The organism is Allobosea sp. Root670, assembly GCF_001429415.1.
Lineage (GTDB): Bacteria > Pseudomonadota > Alphaproteobacteria > Rhizobiales > Beijerinckiaceae > Allobosea > Allobosea robiniae.
Map to the genome: position 1 here is coordinate 117,602 of NZ_LMJU01000017.1, position 21,668 is coordinate 139,269.

Annotated in this window: 22 protein-coding genes; 12 read left to right on the top strand and 10 right to left on the bottom strand. The window is 66.7% G+C overall.

The window, feature by feature from the left end:
• Positions 1-56: 56 nt before the first annotated feature.
• The 6 genes from ASE61_RS26600 (at position 57) to leuD (ending at position 3,746) form a co-directional block, all read left to right on the top strand.
• Entirely contained in the window at positions 57-209 is a 153-nt protein-coding gene (locus tag ASE61_RS26600) for a hypothetical protein (RefSeq protein ID WP_156407152.1), read from the top strand.
• Positions 210-320: 111 nt separating this feature from the next.
• Positions 321-1,739 carry a 3-isopropylmalate dehydratase large subunit gene (gene leuC, locus ASE61_RS18405; RefSeq protein WP_061969390.1) on the top strand — a complete coding sequence of 473 codons (1,419 nt, stop codon included), beginning with the start codon at positions 321-323 and terminating at the stop codon, positions 1,737-1,739.
• Positions 1,740-1,762: 23 nt separating this feature from the next.
• Entirely contained in the window at positions 1,763-2,008 is a 246-nt protein-coding gene (locus ASE61_RS18410) for a hypothetical protein (protein WP_061969392.1), read from the top strand.
• Positions 2,008-2,457, top strand: coding sequence for a metallopeptidase family protein (locus ASE61_RS18415; protein ID WP_082617550.1), 450 nt, complete (start codon positions 2,008-2,010; stop codon positions 2,455-2,457). Before ASE61_RS18410 ends, ASE61_RS18415 begins: the two co-directional genes overlap by 1 nt.
• A 3-nt stretch (positions 2,458-2,460) precedes the next feature.
• Complete coding sequence (locus ASE61_RS18420; protein WP_061969394.1) at positions 2,461-3,093, top strand: LysE family translocator; 633 nt, start codon at positions 2,461-2,463, stop codon at positions 3,091-3,093.
• Positions 3,094-3,143: 50 nt separating this feature from the next.
• The gene (gene leuD, locus ASE61_RS18425) at positions 3,144-3,746 is read left to right on the top strand and encodes a 3-isopropylmalate dehydratase small subunit (protein WP_061969395.1); all 603 of its coding nucleotides are present in this window, start codon (positions 3,144-3,146) and stop codon (positions 3,744-3,746) included.
• A 55-nt stretch (positions 3,747-3,801) separates the two neighbouring features.
• Here leuD and ASE61_RS18430 read toward each other — a convergent pair whose 3' ends face one another.
• The 5 genes from ASE61_RS18430 to ASE61_RS18450 form a co-directional block, all read right to left on the bottom strand.
• Positions 3,802-5,052: a DUF1501 domain-containing protein gene (locus tag ASE61_RS18430; RefSeq protein WP_061969397.1), complete on the bottom strand. Its 1,251-nt coding sequence runs from the start codon at positions 5,050-5,052 to the stop codon at positions 3,802-3,804.
• Between the two features lie 5 nt (positions 5,053-5,057).
• Complete coding sequence (locus tag ASE61_RS18435) at positions 5,058-6,533, bottom strand: DUF1800 domain-containing protein (RefSeq protein WP_061969399.1); 1,476 nt, start codon at positions 6,531-6,533, stop codon at positions 5,058-5,060.
• A 158-nt stretch (positions 6,534-6,691) separates the two neighbouring features.
• Positions 6,692-7,090, bottom strand: coding sequence for a DUF1801 domain-containing protein (locus ASE61_RS18440; RefSeq protein ID WP_061969401.1), 399 nt, complete (start codon positions 7,088-7,090; stop codon positions 6,692-6,694).
• 22 nt (positions 7,091-7,112) lie between these two features.
• Positions 7,113-8,204, bottom strand: coding sequence for an ATP-dependent DNA helicase (locus ASE61_RS18445; protein WP_061969403.1), 1,092 nt, complete (start codon positions 8,202-8,204; stop codon positions 7,113-7,115).
• A gap of 81 nt (positions 8,205-8,285) precedes the next feature.
• A complete protein-coding gene (locus ASE61_RS18450; RefSeq protein ID WP_162260124.1) occupies positions 8,286-9,932 on the bottom strand; it encodes a methyl-accepting chemotaxis protein in 1,647 nt (548 codons plus the stop codon).
• Between the two features lie 213 nt (positions 9,933-10,145).
• Here ASE61_RS18450 and ASE61_RS18455 point away from each other — a divergent pair, with 213 nt between their 5' ends.
• Complete coding sequence (locus ASE61_RS18455) at positions 10,146-11,138, top strand: alpha/beta hydrolase (protein WP_061969407.1); 993 nt, start codon at positions 10,146-10,148, stop codon at positions 11,136-11,138.
• A gap of 16 nt (positions 11,139-11,154) precedes the next feature.
• Here the strand turns inward: ASE61_RS18455 and ASE61_RS18460 are convergent, their stop codons facing one another.
• Positions 11,155-11,739 (bottom strand): GNAT family N-acetyltransferase, encoded by a 585-nt coding sequence (locus ASE61_RS18460; protein ID WP_061969409.1) that lies wholly within the window; start codon positions 11,737-11,739, stop codon positions 11,155-11,157.
• Positions 11,740-11,828: 89 nt separating this feature from the next.
• On the opposite strand from ASE61_RS18460, the gene ASE61_RS18465 reads away from it, so the two are divergent.
• Positions 11,829-12,446: a LysE family translocator gene (locus ASE61_RS18465; protein WP_061969411.1), complete on the top strand. Its 618-nt coding sequence runs from the start codon at positions 11,829-11,831 to the stop codon at positions 12,444-12,446.
• A gap of 12 nt (positions 12,447-12,458) precedes the next feature.
• Here ASE61_RS18465 and ASE61_RS18470 read toward each other — a convergent pair whose 3' ends face one another.
• Together ASE61_RS18470 and ASE61_RS18475 are read right to left on the bottom strand one after the other, a co-directional pair.
• Positions 12,459-13,154 carry an SDR family oxidoreductase gene (locus tag ASE61_RS18470; protein ID WP_061969413.1) on the bottom strand — a complete coding sequence of 232 codons (696 nt, stop codon included), beginning with the start codon at positions 13,152-13,154 and terminating at the stop codon, positions 12,459-12,461.
• 170 nt (positions 13,155-13,324) lie between these two features.
• A complete protein-coding gene (locus tag ASE61_RS18475) occupies positions 13,325-16,924 on the bottom strand; it encodes a hydantoinase B/oxoprolinase family protein (protein WP_061969416.1) in 3,600 nt (1,199 codons plus the stop codon).
• A gap of 223 nt (positions 16,925-17,147) precedes the next feature.
• On the opposite strand from ASE61_RS18475, the gene ASE61_RS18480 reads away from it, so the two are divergent.
• The 4 genes from ASE61_RS18480 (at position 17,148) to ASE61_RS18495 (ending at position 20,734) form a co-directional block, all read left to right on the top strand.
• Entirely contained in the window at positions 17,148-17,696 is a 549-nt protein-coding gene (locus ASE61_RS18480; protein ID WP_091856304.1) for a TRAP transporter small permease, read from the top strand.
• 4 nt (positions 17,697-17,700) lie between these two features.
• Positions 17,701-19,011, top strand: coding sequence for a TRAP transporter large permease (locus ASE61_RS18485; protein WP_061969420.1), 1,311 nt, complete (start codon positions 17,701-17,703; stop codon positions 19,009-19,011).
• 35 nt (positions 19,012-19,046) lie between these two features.
• Positions 19,047-20,042 (top strand): TRAP transporter substrate-binding protein, encoded by a 996-nt coding sequence (locus tag ASE61_RS18490; RefSeq protein WP_061969422.1) that lies wholly within the window; start codon positions 19,047-19,049, stop codon positions 20,040-20,042.
• Between the two features lie 167 nt (positions 20,043-20,209).
• Positions 20,210-20,734 (top strand): winged helix DNA-binding protein, encoded by a 525-nt coding sequence (locus ASE61_RS18495; protein ID WP_061969424.1) that lies wholly within the window; start codon positions 20,210-20,212, stop codon positions 20,732-20,734.
• Here the strand turns inward: ASE61_RS18495 and ASE61_RS18500 are convergent, their stop codons facing one another.
• Positions 20,735-21,289, bottom strand: a complete 555-nt coding sequence (locus tag ASE61_RS18500) for an SRPBCC family protein (RefSeq protein WP_061969426.1) — start codon at positions 21,287-21,289, stop codon at positions 20,735-20,737.
• Positions 21,286-21,609 carry an ArsR/SmtB family transcription factor gene (locus ASE61_RS18505; protein ID WP_061969428.1) on the bottom strand — a complete coding sequence of 108 codons (324 nt, stop codon included), beginning with the start codon at positions 21,607-21,609 and terminating at the stop codon, positions 21,286-21,288. The genes ASE61_RS18500 and ASE61_RS18505 overlap by 4 nt, the downstream gene beginning before the upstream one ends.
• Positions 21,610-21,668: the final 59 nt, after the last annotated feature.

Consider the following 21,668-nt stretch of genomic DNA (forward strand, 5'->3'; position numbering starts at 1 on the left):
TTGTCCGGCTTGATTGGAACTGCTAAACAGTAGCCATGTCGCCGTGTGAGCATCATTTGCAGCGCTTCAGCGTCGTGCAGGGAGAGGGCCATCTGCCGCCCCTGCCGACGACGCAGGATTTTGCCGCGCTGCACGACCATGCCCGGCTGCCATGGCGCTTTTTCGGCCGCTTTACCGCCTCGATTGCCGCAGGCCTTACCGGCGCCTGAGACCGGCCGCTTCCGCGCGGCCGGCGACAGGCGAACCGTTTTTGCGTGCCGGCCAAAGCGAGCCGGCGCATCAATCTTCACGCAGATTTCCGAAGACCGAGGCCTCAAGCCATGACTGCGACCACCGGACCCCGCACCCTCTACGACAAGATTTTCGACGACCACGTCGTCGATCGGCAGGAAGATGGCACCTGCCTGCTCTATATCGACCGTCACCTCGTCCATGAGGTGACGAGCCCGCAGGCCTTCGAGGGCCTGCGCATGACCGGCCGCAAGGTCCGCGCGCCTGAGAAGACGCTCGCCGTCGTCGACCACAACATCCCGACGACCGACCGCAGCAAGGGCATCGCGGAAGAGGAAAGCCGCATCCAGGTCGAGGCGCTCGCCAGGAACGCCAAGGACTTCGGTGTCGAGTATTTCAACGAGCTCGACAAGCGCCAGGGCATCGTCCACATCGTCGGCCCCGAGCAGGGCTTCACCCTGCCCGGCACGACGATCGTCTGCGGTGACAGCCACACCTCGACCCACGGCGCCTTCGGTGCCCTCGCCCACGGCATCGGCACCTCGGAGGTCGAGCACGTGCTCGCCACCCAGACGCTGATCCAGAAGAAGGCGATGAACATGCTCGTCCAGGTGGACGGCACGCCTGCTCCCGGCGTCGGCGCCAAGGACATCACGCTCGCCATCATCGGCGAGACCGGCACCGCCGGCGGCACCGGCTCGGTGATCGAATATGCCGGCGAGGCGATCCGCGGCCTGACCATGGAAGGCCGCATGACGCTCTGCAACATGTCGATCGAGGGCGGCGCCCGCGCCGGCATGGTCGCGCCGGACGAGAAGTCCTTCGCCTATCTGAAGGGCCGCCCCAAGGCGCCGCAGGGCGCTGCCTGGGAGGCCGCCGTCCGCTACTGGGAAACGCTGCGCACCGACGAGGGCGCGCATTTCGACCGCGTCATCCGCCTCGACGCCGCCAACCTGCCGCCAATCGTCTCCTGGGGTACGAGCCCCGAGGACGTGATCTCGGTCACCGGCGCGGTGCCCGATCCCGAGCTGATCGCGGACGAGGTCAAGCGCGCCTCGAAGAAGCGTGCGCTCGAATATATGGGCCTGACCGCCGGCACCAAGATCACCGACATCCCGCTCGATGTGATCTGGATCGGCTCCTGCACCAATGGCCGCATCGAGGACCTGCGCACCGTCGCGAAGATCGTCGAGGGCAAGAAGCTCCATGAGAGCCTCGACTACGGCATGATCGTTCCCGGCTCCGGCCTGGTGAAGGAGCAGGCCGAGGCCGAGGGGCTCGACAAGATCTTCATCGCCGCCGGCTTCGAATGGCGCGAGCCCGGCTGCTCGATGTGCCTCGGCATGAACCCCGACCAGCTCAAGCCCGGCCAGCGCGCCGCCTCGACCTCGAACCGCAATTTCGAGGGCCGTCAGGGCTATCGCGGCCGGACGCATCTCGTCTCGCCGGCGATGGCGGCGGCGGCGGCCCTCACCGGCCGCTTCGTCGACGTCCGCACGCTGGGCTGACGCGGACAGGCGGGGAGCTCATCATGCCGAACGATCCCCGCGAAACCGGCCGCGCCGCCGAATCCAAGGCGGCGCTGGACCGGGTCAAGCGCGACAGCGAAAGCCTGCTCGGCTCCTCGATGGGCCGGGCGGCCGATCATTTCTCGGGCGCCGATGCGCCCGAGGGCGACAAGGTCGAGCTCTGGGGCCGGCGCATCGGCCGCGCCCTCTCGCTCGTCGGCGTCATCGTGCTGGCCTGGTGGCTCGGCTACCAATTGAAGATCTGGTGATGGGCAGGGCCGTGGACGCCAGGGTCGTAAAAACCGCGGAGATCGACTGGGACGGGGCCAAGGCGCCGTCGCAGGAGGCGTTCGAGGTTTTGGCCCAGGCCGCCTTCGACCGCCTGCCGGAGGAATTCCGCGCGCTTTGCTCGGACGTCATCTTCAACGTCACCGAATTTCCCGAGGACGACGTGCTGAAGGAGCTGGAGGCGGAGAGCCCGTTCGACCTGCTCGGCCTGTTCAGCGGCGTCGGCCTGCCGCAGCAGGGCTATTCCCCCCAGACCGGCCAGATGCCCAACACCATCCATCTCTATCGCCGGCCGATCCTCGACTACTGGGCCGAGCATGACGAGAGCCTGGGGGCCATCGTCAGCCATGTCATGATCCACGAGATCGGCCACCATTTCGGCTTCTCCGACGAGGACATGGAAGCCATCGAAGCCGCGGCGGAGCGCTAGGCGATGCTCGACGAACTGATCCGCAACCTGCCCGGCCTGATGCTGGTCTACTCGGCCTTCATCCTCGCGGTCGCGAGCCCCGGCCCGAGCAATCTCCAGGTTATGGCGACCTCGATGGAGCGCGGCCGCGCCGCCGGCTCCACCCTGGCGCTCGGCGTCACCGCAGGCTCCCTGACGTGGGGCATCCTCGCCGCCGTCGGCGTCACCGGCATCGTCGTGGCCCATCCCGGCGCGCTCTATGCCATCAAGATCGTCGGCGGGCTCTACCTGCTCTTCCTCGCCTGGCGCTCGGCCCGCTCGGCGATGCGCGCCGAGATGCCCCCGGTGAAGGTTGCCGCTTCAGGTCGCCGCACCTTCCTGCGCGGCTATCTCATGCACATCACCAACCCGAAGGCGATCCTGAGTTGGACGGCGATCATCGCGCTCGCCCTGCGGCCGGATACGCCGCCGGTCGTGCTCTACGCCATCATCGGCGGCTGCATGCTGATCTCCCTCGCGATCAACCAGTTCTATGCCGTGCTGTTCTCCACGGCATCGATGATCGCGGGCTACCGCCGCATCCGCCGCCGGGCCGAGGCCTGCCTCGCCGCCTTCTTCACCTTCGCCAGCTTCAAGCTGCTGACCTCGCAGCTCTGATTTCCGTCACCGCAAGAACATCGCCAAAAAGGCCCATCGGAGTCTCCGCCATGCAGCCCTTCACCACCCTGACCTCGACCCCCGCGCCCATGAAGGTGGTCAATGTCGACACCGACATGATCATCCCCAAGCAGTACCTGAAGACGATCAAGCGCACGGGTCTCGGCACCGCGCTGTTCTCGGAGATGCGCTACAAGGAGGACGGCTCGGAGAACCCCGATTTCGTGCTGAATCAGCCGGCCTACCGCAAGGCGGAGATTCTCGTCGCCGGCGACAATTTCGGCTGCGGCTCCTCGCGCGAGCACGCCCCCTGGGCCCTGCTCGATTTCGGCATCCGCTGCGTGATCTCCACCAGCTTCGCCGACATCTTCTACAATAACTGCTTCAAGAACGGCATCCTGCCGATCAAGGTCACGCCCGAGCAGCTCGACATGCTGTTCGACGATGCCGAGCGTGGCTCCAACGCGACGCTGACGATCGATCTGGCGAACCAGACGATCAAGGGCCCGGACGGCGGCGAGATCAAGTTCGACATCGACCCCTTCCGCAAGCACTGCCTGCTCAACGGCCTCGACGACATCGGCCTGACCATGGAGAAGGGCACGAAGATCGACGCTTATGAGGAAAAGCTGAAGCAGCGCGCCTGGGCTTGAGCTCAAACGTCATTCTCGGGCCGCGCCTGACGTTGCCCGAGAATGACAGCGCTCTTTAGACCACTAGCCCCTGCACCGGCCTGAGATCGCCAGTCTCCGGGAACACGGTCTCTGCCAGCACCGGGCCGGACACGCCGAAGAGCTCATAGACCACGCCCTTGGCCACGGCGCGGATATCCGTCGTCGGCTTGAGATCGCGGTTCTGGTAGAGCTGCTCGGGCTTCAGGCCCGGCCAGTCCGCGACGATCTGGCCGCCCTTGACCCCGCCTCCGACGAGGAAGGCGACGGTGCCGGTGCCATGGTCGGTCCCCGTCGTGCCGTTGACAGCCGCGGTCCGCCCGAACTCGGTCGCGACCATCACCACCGTGTCCTTCCAGACCGGACCGAGCCCTTGCTCGAAGGCGGCGAAGGCACCGTCGAGCCCGCCGAGCAGATTGGCGAGACGTCCCTTGGCTCCGCCCTCGTTCGCATGGGTGTCCCAGCCCTCGAAAGCGAGCGCCGCAATGCGCGGCCCGTCATCGGCGCCGACCAGCGCGGCCGCGCCCTCCGCGATGCGCCGCATGCCCTCGGCCGTGTCCGGCCCGCCGCCGCCCTTCTGCTCGCCGGCCATGCCGCGCCGCTGCGCCAATCCTTCGGTCTCGATCGCCTGCGCCAGCGCGCGCGCCAGCCCTGGGTCGCGCTGGCCGTAGAGATCGGCGAGCCGCATCGTCAGGTCGCCGCCGGCGCGCGCCATCCGTGGCGGTGCCCAGCCCAGCACCGGCGCATCGCCACGCACCACCAGCGGCGGCACGACGCCGACGCCGAGCACGCCCTTGCGCGAAATGCCCTCGCCGGCCGGCAGGTTCGCGATCAGGCGGTTGAGCCAGCCGCTATCGGTGTGCCCGGCCCCCGGCTGGCCGCTCTCCAGAACGTCCTGCCCGTCGAAATGCGAGCGCTCGCGATAACCTGTGGCGGCCGCGTGGACGATCGTCGCCTGGCCCTGCTTGTAGAGCCGCGCCAGATTCGGCATCGCCGGATGCAGGTAGAAGAAGCCGTCGAGCGGCAGCGCCGCCTCCGACCCGTCCTTGGCGAGCGCGATGCCCTCCCGCAGTCCGGCATAATCGGGATCTCCGATCGGCGGCACGGCCGAGAGTCCGTCGAGCGCACCGCGCAGGATCACCAACAGGAAGCGTGGATCGCGAGCTCCTGCGGCCGCATGGGCGAATTTCGGCACGAAGGACCAGGCGAAGAGCGCGCCGGCCGCGCCTAGCACGGCACGTCGCGATGGTGTCATCCGTTCGCAATCATCGTCGTCGTGATCGACCATCGGCGTCACCTCCGCTGGAATTCGGGCGACATCAGCAGGAGCGCAATCGCCTGCGGCTTGCTCTCGGCCCGCGCCACCGCCTGCTTCGTTTCGGGCGAGAGCAGCGGCCCCAGCACGTCCTCGGTGAGCACGCGCGGGTCGGCGACGGAGCCGGCGGCCTGCCGCCCCCAGCCCGCGGCGACATCGACGCGCGTCTTCAGGCCCTCGGCCGAGGCCCAGGCCGCATTGTCGTCGGCGTAGCCATTGGGGCCGGACGGTTGCCAGAAGGGCTGGCCCATGACGCCGACCGGCCCGATGATCTGGCCGAAATCCGGCTTGCGATTGAGCGCACGATAGGAGGCCACCAGAAATTCCTGCGGCGACCTGATCTTGCTGGCCGGCGCCCGCCAGGCAGCGTCATCCTCGACCAGGGCGCGATAGACGCTCGACAGATCACCGCCGCCCTGCCGGAACGCCAGCGCCAACTTCTCGACCAGAGCGCGCGGCGGCGTATCGGCGACGAAATGGCGGGCAAGCTTCGTCGCGATGAACCTGGCCGTCGCCGGGTGATGCGCCAGATCGGTCAAAGCGGCGATGCCTTGCGCCTTGCCCGGCTGGTCGTAGCGGCGCCCGAGCAAGGGCGTCACGCCGGGCTCGTGCAAGCCGGCATTGAAGGCGAAGGAACCGGGAAAGCCGAGCACGCCCTCGCGCCCGACCACCGTCCAGCCCGTGATGATCCGGGCGAGATTGGTCACGTCGGCCTGGGCATAGCCGCCGGAGACGCCGAGCGTATGCAGCTCCATGATCTCGCGGGCGAGATTCTCGTTGAGGCCGCGCCCGCGCCGCCGCCCCGCCGGCGAGTTCGGGCCGACCGACTGGCGGTTGTCGAGGAAGTCGAGCATCGCCGGGTGGCTTTCCGCCGCGATCAGCATGTCCTCGAAACGGCCGAAGACATGCGGGCGGATCGCCTCGCGCTCATAGGCGCCGGCCATGATCCGGCACATGTTGCTCTTCGTCGCACCGACGCAGAAATGGTTCGACCAGAACATCACCAGTCGCTCACCGAACCCGGTCTCGGCTGCAAGCGCGAGGTCGACGCGCGCCTTCACCTCGTCGCGATAGGTCCGGTAGGGCAAAGCCGGCTCGTTCGCAGGTTTCGGCGCGGGAGCCATCTGGTTCTGCGATCCAGCGGGCGGGCCTTGCGGCGCGGCGCCCGCGACCTCCATGCCCTGCTGCGCGCCTGATGCCGGTGGCGCAAGGGCGACGCGGCGCGCCTCGCGCTCGCGCTTCTCCTGATCCTCGAAATCATAGAGCGCCTTGCCGATCTCGGCCGCGCCGGAAAAGGTCACGCCCTCGGGCTGCGCGACGCTGCCGGCCGCGATCTCGGCCAGAAGCATGTCGCGAATCTGCGCTCGCGCTGCCTCGCCTTGCCCAGGCTTCGCCCCCAGGCCGAACCGCTGCAGCGCAATCGCCCCTGCCTTCAGCTCACCGGTTTCCGCCATCTGCACGGCCTCCGCTGGTCGTGAGGAAGAGGATCGATATCGACTATGGCGAAAAGCCGGCGGCTTTCATGACAATTCGGCAATGTTCGCCGGATTTCAGGTCGAGTCCGGGACGAATTCAAAGCATTTTGCTCGAATTCTAGCCAATCCGGTCCGGCTCAGCGGGCTTTCTTGCCTGACATGTTGAGCGCGGCGGCCTCGCGAATGAGCGCCTTGAAGGCATCTTCATCGACTATCTCGCCCTCACGGATGTCGATAGCGCGGCGGGCATTGCCATCCAGGCTGGAATTGAACAGGCCGGTGGGATCGACCAGCGAAGCCCCCTTCAGGAACGTCAGCTTGACCACGCTCTTGTAGGTCTCGCCGGTGCAGATGATCCCGCCGTGGGACCAGACGGGTACGCCGCGCCACTTCACCTCCTCGACCACGTCGGGATCGGCCTCGCGGATCAGCCCCCGCATCCGCGAGAGCATCGCGCCACGCCAGTCGGCAAGCGACTCGATCTTCGCGTCGATCAGCCGGGAAGCCTCCGGGTCCTGAACCTCGTCCTTCGCCATGGCCGTTCTCTCACTCCAGCGTCTAGACGACGACCGTGATCGCCTCGGCCGCGCGCGTTAGGCCGGTATAGAGCCAGCGTGCCCGGTGCTCGCGGAAGGCGAAGCTCTCGTCGAAGAGCACGACATCGTCCCATTGCGAGCCCTGCGACTTATGCACGGTCAGCGCATAGCCGAAGGTGAACTCGTCGGTGTGCTTGCGCAGCTCCCACGGCACCTCCTCCTCGGTGCCGTCGAAGAAATTCGGCAGCACCGAGACCTTGACCGCCTTGCCGCCGGCATCGTCCTCCGGCGTGACGCGCATGGTGATCAGCCCCTTCTTCGAGGTCTTGATCTCCTGCACGATCCAGGCGCCGCCATTGAGCAGACCCTTGCTCTTGTCGTTGCGCAGGCAGACCAGCTTCTCGCCGGCGACGGGAATGTTATCGGTGCGGCCCATGAGCTGGCGGATGCGGGCATTGTAATTGCGCCGCGTCTTGTTCATGCCGACGAGCACCTGATCGGCTCCCATGACGATCTCAGGATTGATCTCGCCCCGCCGGATCACCCGACTCGGGCCGTATTCGCCGAGCTCGAGCTGGCCGCCCTCACGCACGATCATCGACATCCGCACGATCGGGTTGTCCGCCGCTTGCCGGTGGACCTCGGTCAGCATGACGTCCGGCTCCTGCTCGGTGAAGAAACCGCCGCCCTTGACCGGTGGCAGCTGCGCCGGATCGCCCAGCACCAGCACCGGCGTGCCGAAGGAGAGCAGGTCCCGGCCGAGTTCTTCATCCACCATCGAGCATTCGTCGATGATGATGAGCTTAGCTTTCGCCGCCGCGCTGTCGCGGTTGAGCGCGAAGATCGGGCTCTCCTCGTCGACGCCGCGCGAGCGGTAGATCAACGAATGGATGGTCTGCGCGCCCTCGCAGCCCTTGTTGCGCAGCACGAGCGCGGCCTTGCCGGTATAGGCCGCGAAGACGACGTCGCCGTCGACGGCCTCGGCGATATGGCGCGCGAGCGTCGTCTTGCCGGTGCCGGCATAGCCGAACATGCGGAAGAGCTGCGGCTCGCCGGATTGCAGCCAGCGCGCCACAGCCGTCAAAGCCATATCCTGCTGGGGCGACCAGCTCATCGCGGGACCATCGTCGAAAAAGGCATGGCGCAGATGGGGCCGAGTCGGCCCGCGAGGCAAGCCCGGCGCTGTCGAAACTGCTCAGGCCGCGCGCAGGCGCCTGACGAAGGCCTCGGCCTCCGCCTGCAGGGCATTGATCCGCCCGTCGAGCTCTTGCGCGCTCGCAGCCCCGGTATCCGCCTGACCGACGGTCTGGAGATTGGCGGCGGCGATTTCGCCCATCGCCAGCGCGGCCGTGCCCGTCACGTCCGAGATCCGCGCCACGGTCTCGCCGAGCGAGCCCAGCAATTCGACATGAGACCCGACCATCGCAGCGATCTCCGTCCCGGTCTGCTCGACCGCCGCGACGCTGGCTCCGATCGCGGAAACCGCTTCGGCCGCGTGGGACAGGGCCTCGTCGGCTTGCGCAATTCGGCGGACGATCCGCCCGGCCGCGTCCGACGCCTGGTTGGCGAGCGTCTTCACCTCGGCGGCGACAACCGCGAAGCCACGGCCATGAGCTCCGGCCCGCGCAGCCTCGATCGTCGCGTTGAGGGCCAGCAGATTGGTCTGGCGCGCCACCGCGTCGATGATGCCCACGACATCGCGGATCTGGGCGGCGTTTTCGCTCAGGCGCGTCACGAGCGCATGGGTCCCGGCCGCCTCGCGGGTCGCCTCGGTCGCCATTTCCGAAACCCGTCTCACCTCGCGATTGATCTGGCCGACAACGAAATCCAGCCGCAGCGCCGCCTCGCTGGAGCGTCGCGCATCGATCCCCGCGCCATCGACGGACGCGGCCGCCGTCTCGGTGCTCCGCGATATCTGGTGGACGCGGACAGCGGCGTCCTGAAGCGCCATGCGGAGCGTCTCGCTCGCCCTGCCGATCTCGCCGAGCAGGACGCCGAGCCGTGCCTCGAACTCGTCGGCGATCCCGGCAAGCTCCGCATTGCGGAGCAGTTCGAGGCGCCGCGCATCGTCGGCCTCGCTTTCACGGGTCACCAAGGTCGCCCGGATCTCGCTGAGCTGGCGCACGACGCGGGCGAGCTGGCCGATCTCGTCGGCCCGGTCGCGATGCGGAACGTCGATGATCCGATCGGACGCCACCGCCTGCTGGATCGCCTCCATCAGGTTGCGCAGAGGCCGCGTCAACTGGCTGCGCAGCATCAGCAGGGCCAGAAGCCCGCCACCCAGCGGCAGGAGGACCGCCAAAAGGATCGTCCGCAGACGAACGGCCTCTGCTCGCGCGCTGGCGCGGATGGAGGTCTCGCCTGCCCGCTTGGCGAGCTCATCGCGCAAGGCGGCGGTCGTCGCGACGATCTCGTCGACATTGATGCGGGCCTCGGCCGCGCCCGCCTCCAGCAAGGCGGCCTTGGCCGAGATCCGCTGGCCGATATCGACGATGCCGTGCTGGAAGGCGATGAAGGTCTTGATCCGCGCATCGAGCGTTGGATTGGCCTCGCGCAGGCTTGCCGGCAGGGCCGAGATCAGATGCGCGCGTGCCGCGTCGACCAGTTCGATGGCGGCATCCAGCTTGCCGATCATCGCCTCGATCTCCTGCGGGGAGCTATCCGTGTCGACCCGGCTGAGCAGCGCGGCGGCGGCGATCCTGCTCGACAACAGCGAGGCGCTGCCGGCGAGGCGGATATCCGAGAAGGCGGCGGCATCGATGCGCCTTGCCTCATCGAAACCACGCAAGGCGCTGGCGAGGCCCAGCGCCCCGGCGAGAGCCAACAGGGCGAAGAAAATCATGATCTTCGCCGTCAGTCCCAGTCGCCGCATCGCCGCCTCAGTCTCGTAGCTGCCGTCCATCTGGCAGAGGCAAACGAACACGAGGTTAACGCGAAGCGTGATGACGCAATAATATCAATAGTTTAGCCGGTTATACAATAATCAGCCCCGTTGCCCCGCCGATCGGAATTCGACCCGATTGCCCGGGATCGCGGGCCGGCCTAGCTTCGCACCATGAGACGACGTGCCAAACGGATTCTGCTGCTCTGCCTCGGCCTTGCCTTCATCGGCTATGCCGCTTTCGCTCTGTCGCCCTGGCCCACGACGCTGCTGACGCGCCTCGCCTTCGGCTATGGCGCCTCGAAGACCACGGCCGCGCTCGCTGGCCACGTCCCCTTCGGCATCCGCGAGCAGCGTGACATCCGCTATGGCAGCGCGGAAGACGAACGGCTGGACGTCTATCTCCCGTCCGGCGGGCGGATCGAACCGGGGCGCCCGACCGTCGTCTGGATTCATGGCGGCGCCTTCGTCGCGGGGGATCGCGGAGATGTCGCGCCCTATCTCAAGATCCTCGCCGGGCGCGGCTTCGCGGTCGTCGCGGTCGGCTATACCCGCGCGCCGACCGGCCGCTACCCCACGCCGGTCCTGCAGGCGAACGCCGCGCTCGGCTTCCTGCAGCGCGAAGGGCAGCGCCTCGGCCTCGACCCGACGCGCATCGTTCTCGCAGGCGATTCGGCCGGCGCTCATATCGCCTCCCAGCTCGCTGCCGGCCTGACCGGCAAGGACTATGGCGAACTGCTCGGGTTGAAGCCGGCCATCGCGCCCACGAGCCTGCGGGGCACGGTGCTGTTCTGCGGCGCCTTCGACCTCACCGCCATCGACCTGACCGGGCCGTTCGGCAGCTTCGTCCGCACGGTCCTCTCCGCCTATTTCGGCGTGGCCAACCCGCTGGACAGCGAGCGCCTGACCCAGGCCTCCGTCCCGCGCTATGTCACGGAAGCCTTCCCGCCGAGCTTCATCTCGGTTGGAAACGGCGATCCGCTGGCGCCGCAATCGGCGGCGATGGCGCAGGCCCTGCGCGACCGCGGCGTCAGGGTCGACACCCTGTTCTTCCCGCCCGAAACCGAGCCGAAGCTGCCGCATGAATACCAGTTCGATCTCGACCGCCCGGAAGGGAAGCAGGCACTCGACCGGCTGACGGCCTTCCTGAACGAGCTTTCGCGCTGACCGGAGCGCGTGGCGCCTACAGTACCAGCCTGAGCAACGGCCGCCCCGGCTTCTGCCGGGCAACCTCGATGAAACCGGCGCGCAGGAACACGCTTTCCGGCCCGACATAGAGCCCCTCCGCGCTGCGCTTGTCCCGATTGTCCATGGCCGCTGCCTCGATCAATCGCGCCCCGCTCTCCCGCGCGAAGACGACGGCCCCATCGAGCAGCGCGCCGGTGACGCCCTTGCCGCGAAAGCCCCTGCGCACGAAGAAACAGGAAGCCGCCCAGTTGCCGATATCCTCGGCCGGCGCATCTGGCAGCGGCGTCGAGGCGCGGCGCGGATTGTTCCATTCGGGGATGTCGGCGCGCGGGCCGACCTGCAGCCAGCCGACTGGCTTATCCTCGGCATAAGCCAGCACGCCGGGCGGCGGCCCGTTCTTGACCCGATCCTCGAACAATTGCCGCGCGCCCTCGCCGAGCAAGGGTTTGCGCAAGCGCTGCGGCATGCGGAAATGGTTGCACCAGCAGCCATAGCAGGGCCCCTGCGGGCCGAAGAGATCCTCCAGATCGCTCCAGCGTTCGGGCGTCAGCGGCTTCACGTCAAAACCCGTCAGCACCATCGCGACCTCTCACCTGCAGCAAGGCGAAGCATCTGGACAGGCGGCCAAGTTCGGCAGATCACTGTGCGGCATTGCCGGAGGCCAGCGCCATGTCGCTTGAAGTCTATGCCGCCTATCTCATCGCCTGCATCGTCATCATCATCGTTCCCGGGCCGACGGTCACGCTGATCGTCGCCAACAGCCTGAAGCACGGTACCCGCGCCGGCCTCCTCAACGTGGCAGGAACACAGGCCGGGCTCGGTATCATGGTCCTCGTCGCCGGCATCGGATTGAGCTCGGTCATCGCCGCGCTCGGCCACTGGTTCGAATGGGTAAGGCTGGCTGGCGCCGCCTACCTGATCTGGCTGGGCTGGAAGATGTTCCGCTCGGCCGGCGCCGATCTCGACGGCTCAGCGCCGGCGAAGCCTCCGCGCGGCGGCTTCTTCCTGCAAGGTGCCTTGGTCGCCCTCAGCAATCCGAAGACGCTGCTGTTCTTCGGCGCCTTCTTCCCGCAGTTCCTCGACCCTGCCCGCGACCACGCCACCCAGATCGCAATCATGGGTGCGACGGCGCTCGCCTTCGCCGCTCTCAGCGATGGCGCTTATGCCCTGCTCTCGGGCAAGGCGGGCCATCTGCTGTCGCGCAGCCGCGTGCGGCTGCTGTCGAAGCTCAGCGGCGGCTTCCTGGTCGGCGGCGGACTCTGGCTCGCCTCGACGCGAGCGAACTGAGACCCTCTGCCCTCACCAGGTGATGGCCTCACCGGTATAGTCGCGGAAGCTATTGGTCTCAGCCATGCCCGAGGCGTCGATGGTACGGATCAGCCCATTGGCACTCTCGGCCGGCGTGATGTCGGCACCGCTGCCGCCCATATCGGTCTGGACCCAGCCGGGATGGAACAGCATCACGCTGACATCGCGCGCCCGCACGCTGTTGCCGAACACGACCATCGCCATGTTCACCGCCGATTTCGACGAGCGATAGATCAGCGCATTACCGGGATTGGCCGCGAGCGAGCCCATCCGGCTGGAGATCGTCGCGATCTTGCGGCCCTGCCCCGCCTCGACATTCGGCAGGAAGGCCTGCGCCACCCGGATCGGCGCATAGACATTGACCTCGAAGACCTCGCGCCAGGCGTCGAAATCGACGTCGAGCCCGCTCTGCCGGTCGCGCGGACCATAAAGCCCGGCATTGTTCAGGAGCACGTCGATCGCCTGCCCTGCCAGGGCTTCCTTAGCCGCGGCGATGCTGGCGTCGGAGGTCACGTCGAGCTCGACCGGAATCAGCGCCGCCGGATGCTCGGCCGCGAGCTCGGCCAGCGCCCCGCCCCAGGGATTGCGCGCCGCCGCGATCACGCGATCGCCCCGGCGCAGCAACTCGATGGTGATGGCAAGTCCGATGCCGCGATTGGCGCCGGTGATCATCCAGGTCTGGGGCATGTCCGTCTCCTTGCAGGAGACTATCAGCTAGGCCTCTTCCCGAGGGCTTGCCAGAGCAACGAGCGCAGTTTCGTCATGCTCGCCCCCGTGGCGAGTATCCACGTCTTGCACACGATGGCGGCCGAGACGTGGATGGTCGGGACAAGCCCGACCATGACGACGAACGCGCCTCAGCCCTTCGCCTTGCCGTATCCGCCGGCTGTCGGCGTGATCACCGTCACCGCCTCGCCGGCCTGAAGCAGCGTCTGGTCGGAGGGCTTCAATTCCTCGACCGCACCGGAGAGCCTCCGCACCAGCGTCCGGCCGAGCTCGCCCGGCTCGCCACCATCGACACCGAAGGGCCGCACCCGGCGATGCGACGCCAGGATCGCGCAATCCATCGTCTTGAGGAAGCGGATGGTGCGCGAGGTGCCGTCGCCGGCCGACCATTCGCCCTTGCCGCCCGAGCCCTTGCGGATGTGGAAATCCTCCAGCACGACCGGGAAGCGCGTCTCCAGGATTTCCGGGTCGGTCAGGCGCGAATTGGTCATGTGGACATGCACGCCCGAGGTACCGTTGAAGCCCGGACCAGCCGGCGAGCCCGAGCAGATCGTCTCGTAATACTGATACTGATCGTTGCCGAAGGTCAGGTTGTTCATCGTGCCCTGCGAGCAGGACATCGCCTTGAGCGCGCCGAACAGCGTGTTCGTCACCGCTTGGCTGACCTCGACATTGCCCGCGACCACGGCCGCAGGATAGCGCGGCGCCAGCATCGAACCTTCTGGCACGATGATCCGGATCGGGCGCAGGCAGCCGGCATTCATCGGGATCGCGTCGTCGACCATGACGCGGAAGACATAGAGCACGGCGGCCCGCGTCACCGGCGCCGGGGCGTTGAAATTATCCGGGCGCTGCTCCGAGGTGCCGGTGAAGTCGACCGTCGCCTCGCGCTTCTCGCGGTCGATGGTGATCTTCACCTTGATCGCGCAGCCCTGGTCCATCGGATAGGTGAATTCGGAATCGTGCAGCTTGGTCAGAAGCCGCGCCACGCTCTCGGCCGCATTGTCCTGGACATGGCCCATATAGGCCTGCACCACGTCGAGCCCGAAGGAACCGATCATCTTGCGCAGCTCCGCCACGCCCTTCTCGTTGGCGGCGATTTGCGCCTTGAGGTCGTTGACGTTCTGCACGACGTTGCGGACGGGATAGCGCGCGCCGGTCAGGAGCTTGACCAACTCCTCCTCGCAGAAGCGGCCCTGATCGACGATCTTGAAATTGTCGATATAGACGCCCTCTTCCTCGATATTGGTCGCCAAGGGCGACATCGAGCCCGGCGCCGTGCCGCCGACATCCGCGTGGTGGCCGCGGCTCGCCGCCCAGAACAGGATCTCCTTCTCCTCGGCATCGAAGACCGGGGTACAGACCGTGATATCGGGCAGATGCGTGCCGCCATTATAGGGCGCGTTCAGGCAGTAGACGTCGCCCGGCTTGATCACCGGGTTATTGGCGATCACGGTCTCGACCGAACGGTCCATCGAGCCCAGATGCACCGGCATATGCGGGGCGTTGGCGACGAGGGCGCCGGTCTGGTCGAAGACCGCGCAGGAGAAGTCGAGCCGTTCCTTGATGTTCACGGAATAGGCGGTGTTCTGCAGCGTCACGCCCATCTGCTCGGCGATCGACATGAACAGGTTGTTGAAGATCTCGAGCATGACCGGATCCGCCTTGGTGCCGATCGCGGCCTGCTGCACCAGCGCCTTGACGCGGACGAGGACGAGATGGTCGCGGGCGGTGAGCTTGGCGCTCCAGCCCTCCTCGACGACGACGGTCTGATTCGGCTCGATGATGATGGCGGGGCCGGCGACGCTCTGGCCGGGCTTCATCGCCTCGCGCCGGACGATCGCCGCATCGTGCCATTGTCCCTTGGCGAAGAAGCGCGTGCGCTCGGCGGCAACCGGCTCGCCTGCCTGCTCGGAAGCGGCCGCCTCCTCGAATTTCGCGCCGCCGCCAACAGCCTCGACCTCGACCGCCTCGACGACCAGCGCCTTGGTCTCGTCCATGAAGCCGAAGCGCGCCTTGTGTGCGGTCTGGAAAGCCTCCTGCATCGCGGCGCGTGTGCCGGCCGGAACCGCGATCGCGGTATCGGTGCCGGAATAGCGGATGTGGGCGCGGATATGGATCGCGATATCGCCCTCGGTCACGCCCTGGCCCGCAACCTCCGCCCTGGTATCGGCGGCAAGCTTCGCGGCGACCGTCTCGATCGCAGCCTTGGCCTCGCCGTCCAGCGCAACGTCAAGCGCGGCCGTCCGCGTCGAGCGGATTTCGGCAAGGCCCATGCCATAGGCCGAGAGCAGGCCGGAGAACGGGTGCAGCAGCACCGTCTTGATGCCGAGCGCATCCGCCACGAGGCAGGCATGCTGCCCGCCGGCGCCACCGAAGGAGTTCAGCGCGTAGCGGGTGATGTCATAGCCGCGCTGCACCGAGATCTTCTTGATCGCCTCGGCCATGTTGGCGACGGCGATCTGGATGAACCCATCCGCGACCTCCTCAGGGCTGCGCCCGTCGCCGACCTCGGCGGCCAGCACCGCGAACTTGTTGCGGACGATCGCAACATCGAGCGGCTCGTCCTGCTTCGGCCCGAAGATCGTCGGGAAATAGGACGGGATCAGCTTGCCGACCATGACATTCGCGTCGGTCACCGCGAGCGGCCCGCCGCGACGATAGGCAGCCGGGCCGGGATTGGCGCCGGCCGAATCCGGCCCGACGCGAAAACGCGCGCCGTCATAATGCAGAATGGACCCTCCACCTGCCGCGACCGTATGGATCAGCATCATCGGCGCGCGCATACGCACCCCGGCGACCTCGGTCTCGAAAGCGCGCTCATACTCGCCGTCGAAATGCGCGACGTCGGTCGAGGTGCCGCCCATATCGAAGCCGATCACCTTGTCGAAGCCGGCCGAGCGACCGGTCTCGGCCAAGCCGACCACGCCACCGGCAGGACCGGACAGGATCGCGTCCTTGCCCTGGAACAGCTCGGCCGCGGTGAGCCCGCCCGAGGACATCATGAACATCAGCCGCGCGCCGGTGCGGGCGACGTCGAGCTCCTCCGAGACCTGCTGAACATAACGGCCGAGAATGGGCGACAGATAGGCATCGACCACGGCGGTGTCGCCGCGCCCGACCAGCTTCACCAGCGGCGAGACTTCATGGCTGACGGAGACCTGCGGGAAGCCGATGGCACGGGCGATCCGGGCCGCGACCTGCTCATGCGCCGTGTAGCGATAGCCGTGCATGAAGACGATCGCGACGGCACGGAAACCGGCGTCGTACTGCGCCTGCAGGGCGTTGCGGATTGCTGCTTCGTCGGGCGCGCGCTCGACCGTACCGTCGGCCAGCACCCGCTCCTCGACCTCGACGACATCCTCGTAGAGCTGCTCGGGCTTGACGATCTCCTTGGCGAAGATGTCGGGCCGGGCCTGGTAGCCGATGCGCAGCGCGTCGCGGAAGCCCTTGGTGGTGACGAGCAGCGTCCGGTCGCCCTTGCGTTCCAGCAGCGCATTGGTGGCGACGGTCGTGCCCATGCGCACCTCGCCGATGGCACCCTCCGGGATCGGTTCGCCCGTTTTCAGCCCGAGAAGATCACGGATGCCCTGCACGGCGGCGTCGCGATAGGCGCCGGGATTTTCGGAGAGCAGCTTCCTGGCATGGAGATTGCCAGCCGGATCGCGTCCGATCACGTCGGTGAAGGTGCCGCCGCGATCGATCCAGAAATCCCAATGCGCCGCCGACATAAGACGTTCTCCCCTCCGCCAAGCCAGCCGTGATTTACGCTGACGTTTTATCGATAAATCGTCGATGAGTTATTGACAAGGCGATTCTGCCGGCTACGATCCCGATTGTGGCTGGAACATGGCTGAGGGGCCAGGCCGGCGCGAAAGCGGAGGATGCGACGATGCGAGCAACCCTGGCAACCGGGCGCGGATGCGCTCCTGTCCGGCGGGAGCGGCGCGCGCCATGATCCGTCGCACGCTCGATACGCTTTATCTCTGGGCCGGCTACGCGGCCGGCATCTTCCTGATCCTGATCTTCCTGCTGATGATGGGCATGTCGATCGGCCGCGAGATCGGCCTCAACATCCCCGCCGGCGATGATTTCGCCTCATGGTGCATGGCGGCGATGGCCTTCCTCGGCCTCGCCCACACCTTCAAGTCGGGTGACATGATCCGCGTCGGCCTGCTGATCGACCATTTCCAGGGCCGCAAGCGCTGGGTCTTCGAGGTGTTCTCGCTGGTCCTCGGCCTCGGTTTCTCCGGCTTCTTCGCCTGGCACGCCGCGATCATGACCTGGCAGTCCTATGCCTTCAACGACGTCGCCGGCGGCGTCGTGCCGATGCCGCTCTGGATACCGCAGCTCGGCTATTCCGGCGGTCTGATCATCCTGTTCATCGCGATGCTGGACGAGTTCGTCCATGTCGTCATCCGCGGTCGCGAGCCGCGCTACGAGAAGCCCCCTGCGCAGTCGGACGAAGAGATCGTCGAGCGCGCCATGGCGAGCGGAGTCTGACGCCATGTCGATGATCGAAATCTCCGGGCTGCTCCTGCTGCTGCTGGCCGTCTTCCTCGCCGGCGGCGTCTGGATCGCCATCTCGCTGATGGCTTGCGGCTGGGTGGCGATGCAATTCGTCGGCGGCGGCATTCCCGCCGGCTCCGTGCTGGCGACCACCATCTGGGGCAACAGCGCCTCCTGGACGCTGGCCGCGCTGCCGCTCTTCATCTGGATGGGCGAGATTCTCTACCGAACGAAGCTCTCCGAAGAGATGTTCCGTGGCCTCGCCCCCTGGCTCAACTGGCTGCCCGGCCGATTGATGCACGTCAACGTGCTCGCCTGCGGCATCTTCGGCTCGGTCTCCGGCTCCTCCGCCGCGACCTGCGCCACCGTCGCCAAGATCGCCCTGCCCGAGCTGAAGAAGCGCGGCTACAACGAGAAGCTCGCGCTCGGCTCATTGGCCGGCGCCGGCACGCTCGGTATCCTGATCCCGCCCTCGATCACCATGGTGGTCTATGCGGTCGCGGCGAATGTCTCGATCATCCAGATCTTCCTCGCCGGCTTCCTGCCCGGCCTGCTCGTGATGGCGCTCTATTCCGGCTACATCGCCGTCTGGCACCTGCTGCATCCCGACCAGTCGCCGCCGCGCGAGCCGAAGATGCCGCTGCGGGAGAAGCTCAGGGAATCGGCTCAGCTCATCCCCTGCATGCTGCTGATCGCGCTGGTCTTCCTGTCGCTGCTGCTGGGCTGGGCGACGGCGACCGAATGCGCCGCCTGGGGCGTGCTCGGCTCCTTCGGCATCGCCTGGTGGTCGGGCTCCCTCACGAAGGAAGCGTTCTGGCAGAGCGTGATGGGCACCACCCGGATCACCTGCATGATCATGCTGATCCTGGCCGGCGCCTCCTTCATGTCGACCTCGATGGCCTATACCGGCATCCCGGCGGCACTGGCCGAGTGGGTCGACTCGCTGCACCTCTCGCCCTACGCGCTGATCGCCGCGCTCACCGTGATGTACATCATCCTCGGCACCGCGCTCGACGGCATCTCGATGATCGTGCTGACCACCGCCATTGTCATCCCGATGATCAAGACGGCGGGGTTCGATCTCGTCTGGTTCGGCATCTTCCTCGTGCTGATCGTCGAGATGGCGGAAGTCTCGCCGCCGGTCGGCTTCAACCTCTTCGTGCTGCAGACGATGTCCGGCAAGGATTCGAACACGGTCGCGCTGGCGGCGCTGCCGTTCTTCTTCCTGCTGGTCGCCGCTGTCGCGATCATCACGATCTTCCCGTGGATCGTGATGGTCTTGCCTCAGATGGCCTTTCCGCCTCAATGATAACGCATCAAAACCAAGGGAACGGAGCCAACACCATGTATCGCAAGGACTTCATCAAGGGCCTCCTCGTCGCCGGCGTCGCCGCTACTGCCCTGACGCTTGGCGCCGCATCTGCCTCGGCCCAGACCAAGTGGAACCTGCCCGCCGCCTATCCCAACGACAATCCTCATACGGAGAATCTCGTCCTCTTCGCCAAGGACGTCGAGGCGGCCACCGGCGGCAAGCTCTCGATCACGATCCACGGCAACGCCTCGCTGTTCAAGGCGCCCGAGATCAAGCGCGCGGTCCAGACCGGCCAGGCCCAGATGGGCGAGGTCCTGATCTCGAACCACGAGAACGAGGATCCGATCTTCGGCATCGACGTCGTGCCCTTCCTGGCGACCTCCTTCGCGGACTCGATGAAGCTCTACAAGGCGTCCAAGGCCGCGATCGAGAAGAAGCTCGACGCGCAGGGCATCAAGCTCCTCTTCATGGTCCCCTGGGCGCCGCAGGGCGTCTACACCAAGAAGGACATCAATACGATCGAGGACATGAAGGGGCTGAAATGGCGCGCCTATAATGTCGGCACTGCCCGCCTCGGCGAGTTGTTGGGCATGCAGGCGGTCACGATCCAGGCTGCGGAGCTGCCGCAGGCGCTGGCGACCGGCGTGGTCAATTCCTTCATGTCGTCGGGCGGCACCGGCTACGATTCCAAGGTCTGGGAATCGCTGACCCATTTCTACGACACGCAGGCCTGGATTCCGAAGGATGCCACCTTCGTCAACAAGGCGGCCTTCAACGCCCTCGACAAGGCGACGCAGGACGCAATCCTCAAGGCCTCCGCAACGGCCGAGGAGCGCGGCTGGAAGATGTGGCAGGACAAGGCCGGCTGGTACATCGAGCAGCTCAAGGCCAAGGGCATGAAGGTGCAGGCGCCTTCGCCGGCGCTCGCCGCCGGCTTCAAGAAGGCCGGTGAGCAGCTCACCGCCGACTGGCTGAAGAAGGCCGGCGCCGAGGGCCAGGCCATCGTCGACGCCTACAAGAAGATGTGAGGCGGGCAACCTCGCCGCATATCGAAACACGACAGCAGTCATCCCGGGCGACCGGAGGGAGACCCGGGACCCATGCCGGAACGGTTCAGGCATGGATCCCGGATCGGCGCCGCTCGCGCGGCGTGTCCGGGATGACGAAGCTCTTTTCTTCAGGATGATCGAGCGCGATGACCTCCCCGGCCCCCGACGACCTCGGCCCGATCGTCTCTTCCGGGCATCTCGCCTCGGGAGCGCTGCCGGCTCTGTCGGAGTTCGAATTCGCGCTGAGCATGAGCGTGCACGCCTTCCAGCGCTGGATGATCCGCTGCATGGCGGCAGCCGGTATCGCCGATCTCTCGCCGCTCGACGTGCTCGTGCTGCACAACGTCAATCACCGCGGCAAGGCCAAGCGGCTTGCCGATATCTGCCTCGTCCTCAATATCGAGGACACGCATCTGGTGAACTACTCGCTGAAGAAGCTCGAGCGCCTGAAGCTGCTGAAGGGCGGCCGCAAGGGCAAGGAGAAGACCGTCGAGGTCACGCCGGCCGGCGAGGAGGCCTGCCGGCGCTATGCCCAGATCCGCGAGCAGCTCCTGGTCAAGTCGATCCGCGCCACCAGTGCCGACCCGGCCCGCCTGTCCGAGATCGCCGCCGCGATGCGCTCGCTTTCCGGCCAGTACGATCAGGCGGCGCGGGCGGCGGCCAGCCTCTGATCAGCCCTTGCCGGGTTCGCTCAGGTCGGCATAGCGCGCAGCATATTCTGCATCGAGCACCTTGAGGCGCGACCAGAACCCGCGCCGCGGACTGCCGGTGAGCAGGTCCTCCAGCAAGCCCAGATGGAGGTGCCAGCCGCCGGAGACGCTGGTCATCTCGGCCTTGTTCGCAAGCTTGCGATGCGTCAGCACCAGCAGAACCTTCTCGCCCTTCGGCACGAGCTCGAACTCGACCTCGGATTCCGGCTCCCCGCCACCACCCCAGGTGAAGGCGATCACCCGCGGCGGCTCGCAGCGCGTGACCGTCCCGGTCGAGCGCACGCCGTTCTCATGCACCTCGCGATAGGCGTCCGGCGGCGTCTCGTCGGTGATCTCAGAATGCTTGAACAGCATCTCCGCCTGGCCGCCGACCCGCAAGTCGAAGGCGCCGGAGGCCAGCCATTGCCCGCGTTTCTCCGACTGGGTGAGATAGGACCAGACCCGTTCGACCGGCCCCGGCAGCAGGCGCTCGAACCGCACCGCGCCGCTTTCCTGCACAACACCGTATTCGTTCATGGGTTTTCTCCCTCGCCCTGCTCGGGCTTTGCGAGTTCCTGTTCCAGGATATCGAGATGGCGCCCCCAGAAGCGCCGGACCTTGCCGAGCCAGGCATCGAACGCCGCGAGCCCCGCCGGGTCGAGCCTGTAGATCCGCTGCTGTCCACGGACCTCGACGCTCACCAGCCCGGCCTCGCGCAGCACCTTGAGATGCTGCGAGATCGCCGGTGCGCTGGCGCTGAAGCCTGCGCCGATCTCTCCCGCCGAAAGCGCCCGCTCGCCCAGCATCTCGATGATGCTGCGGCGCGTCGGGTCGGCAAGGGCGGCAAAGCGATCCATGGCCTAATAATTTTACATCCACTTAATTAAGTCAATACTTAATATCAAGAACTCATGCA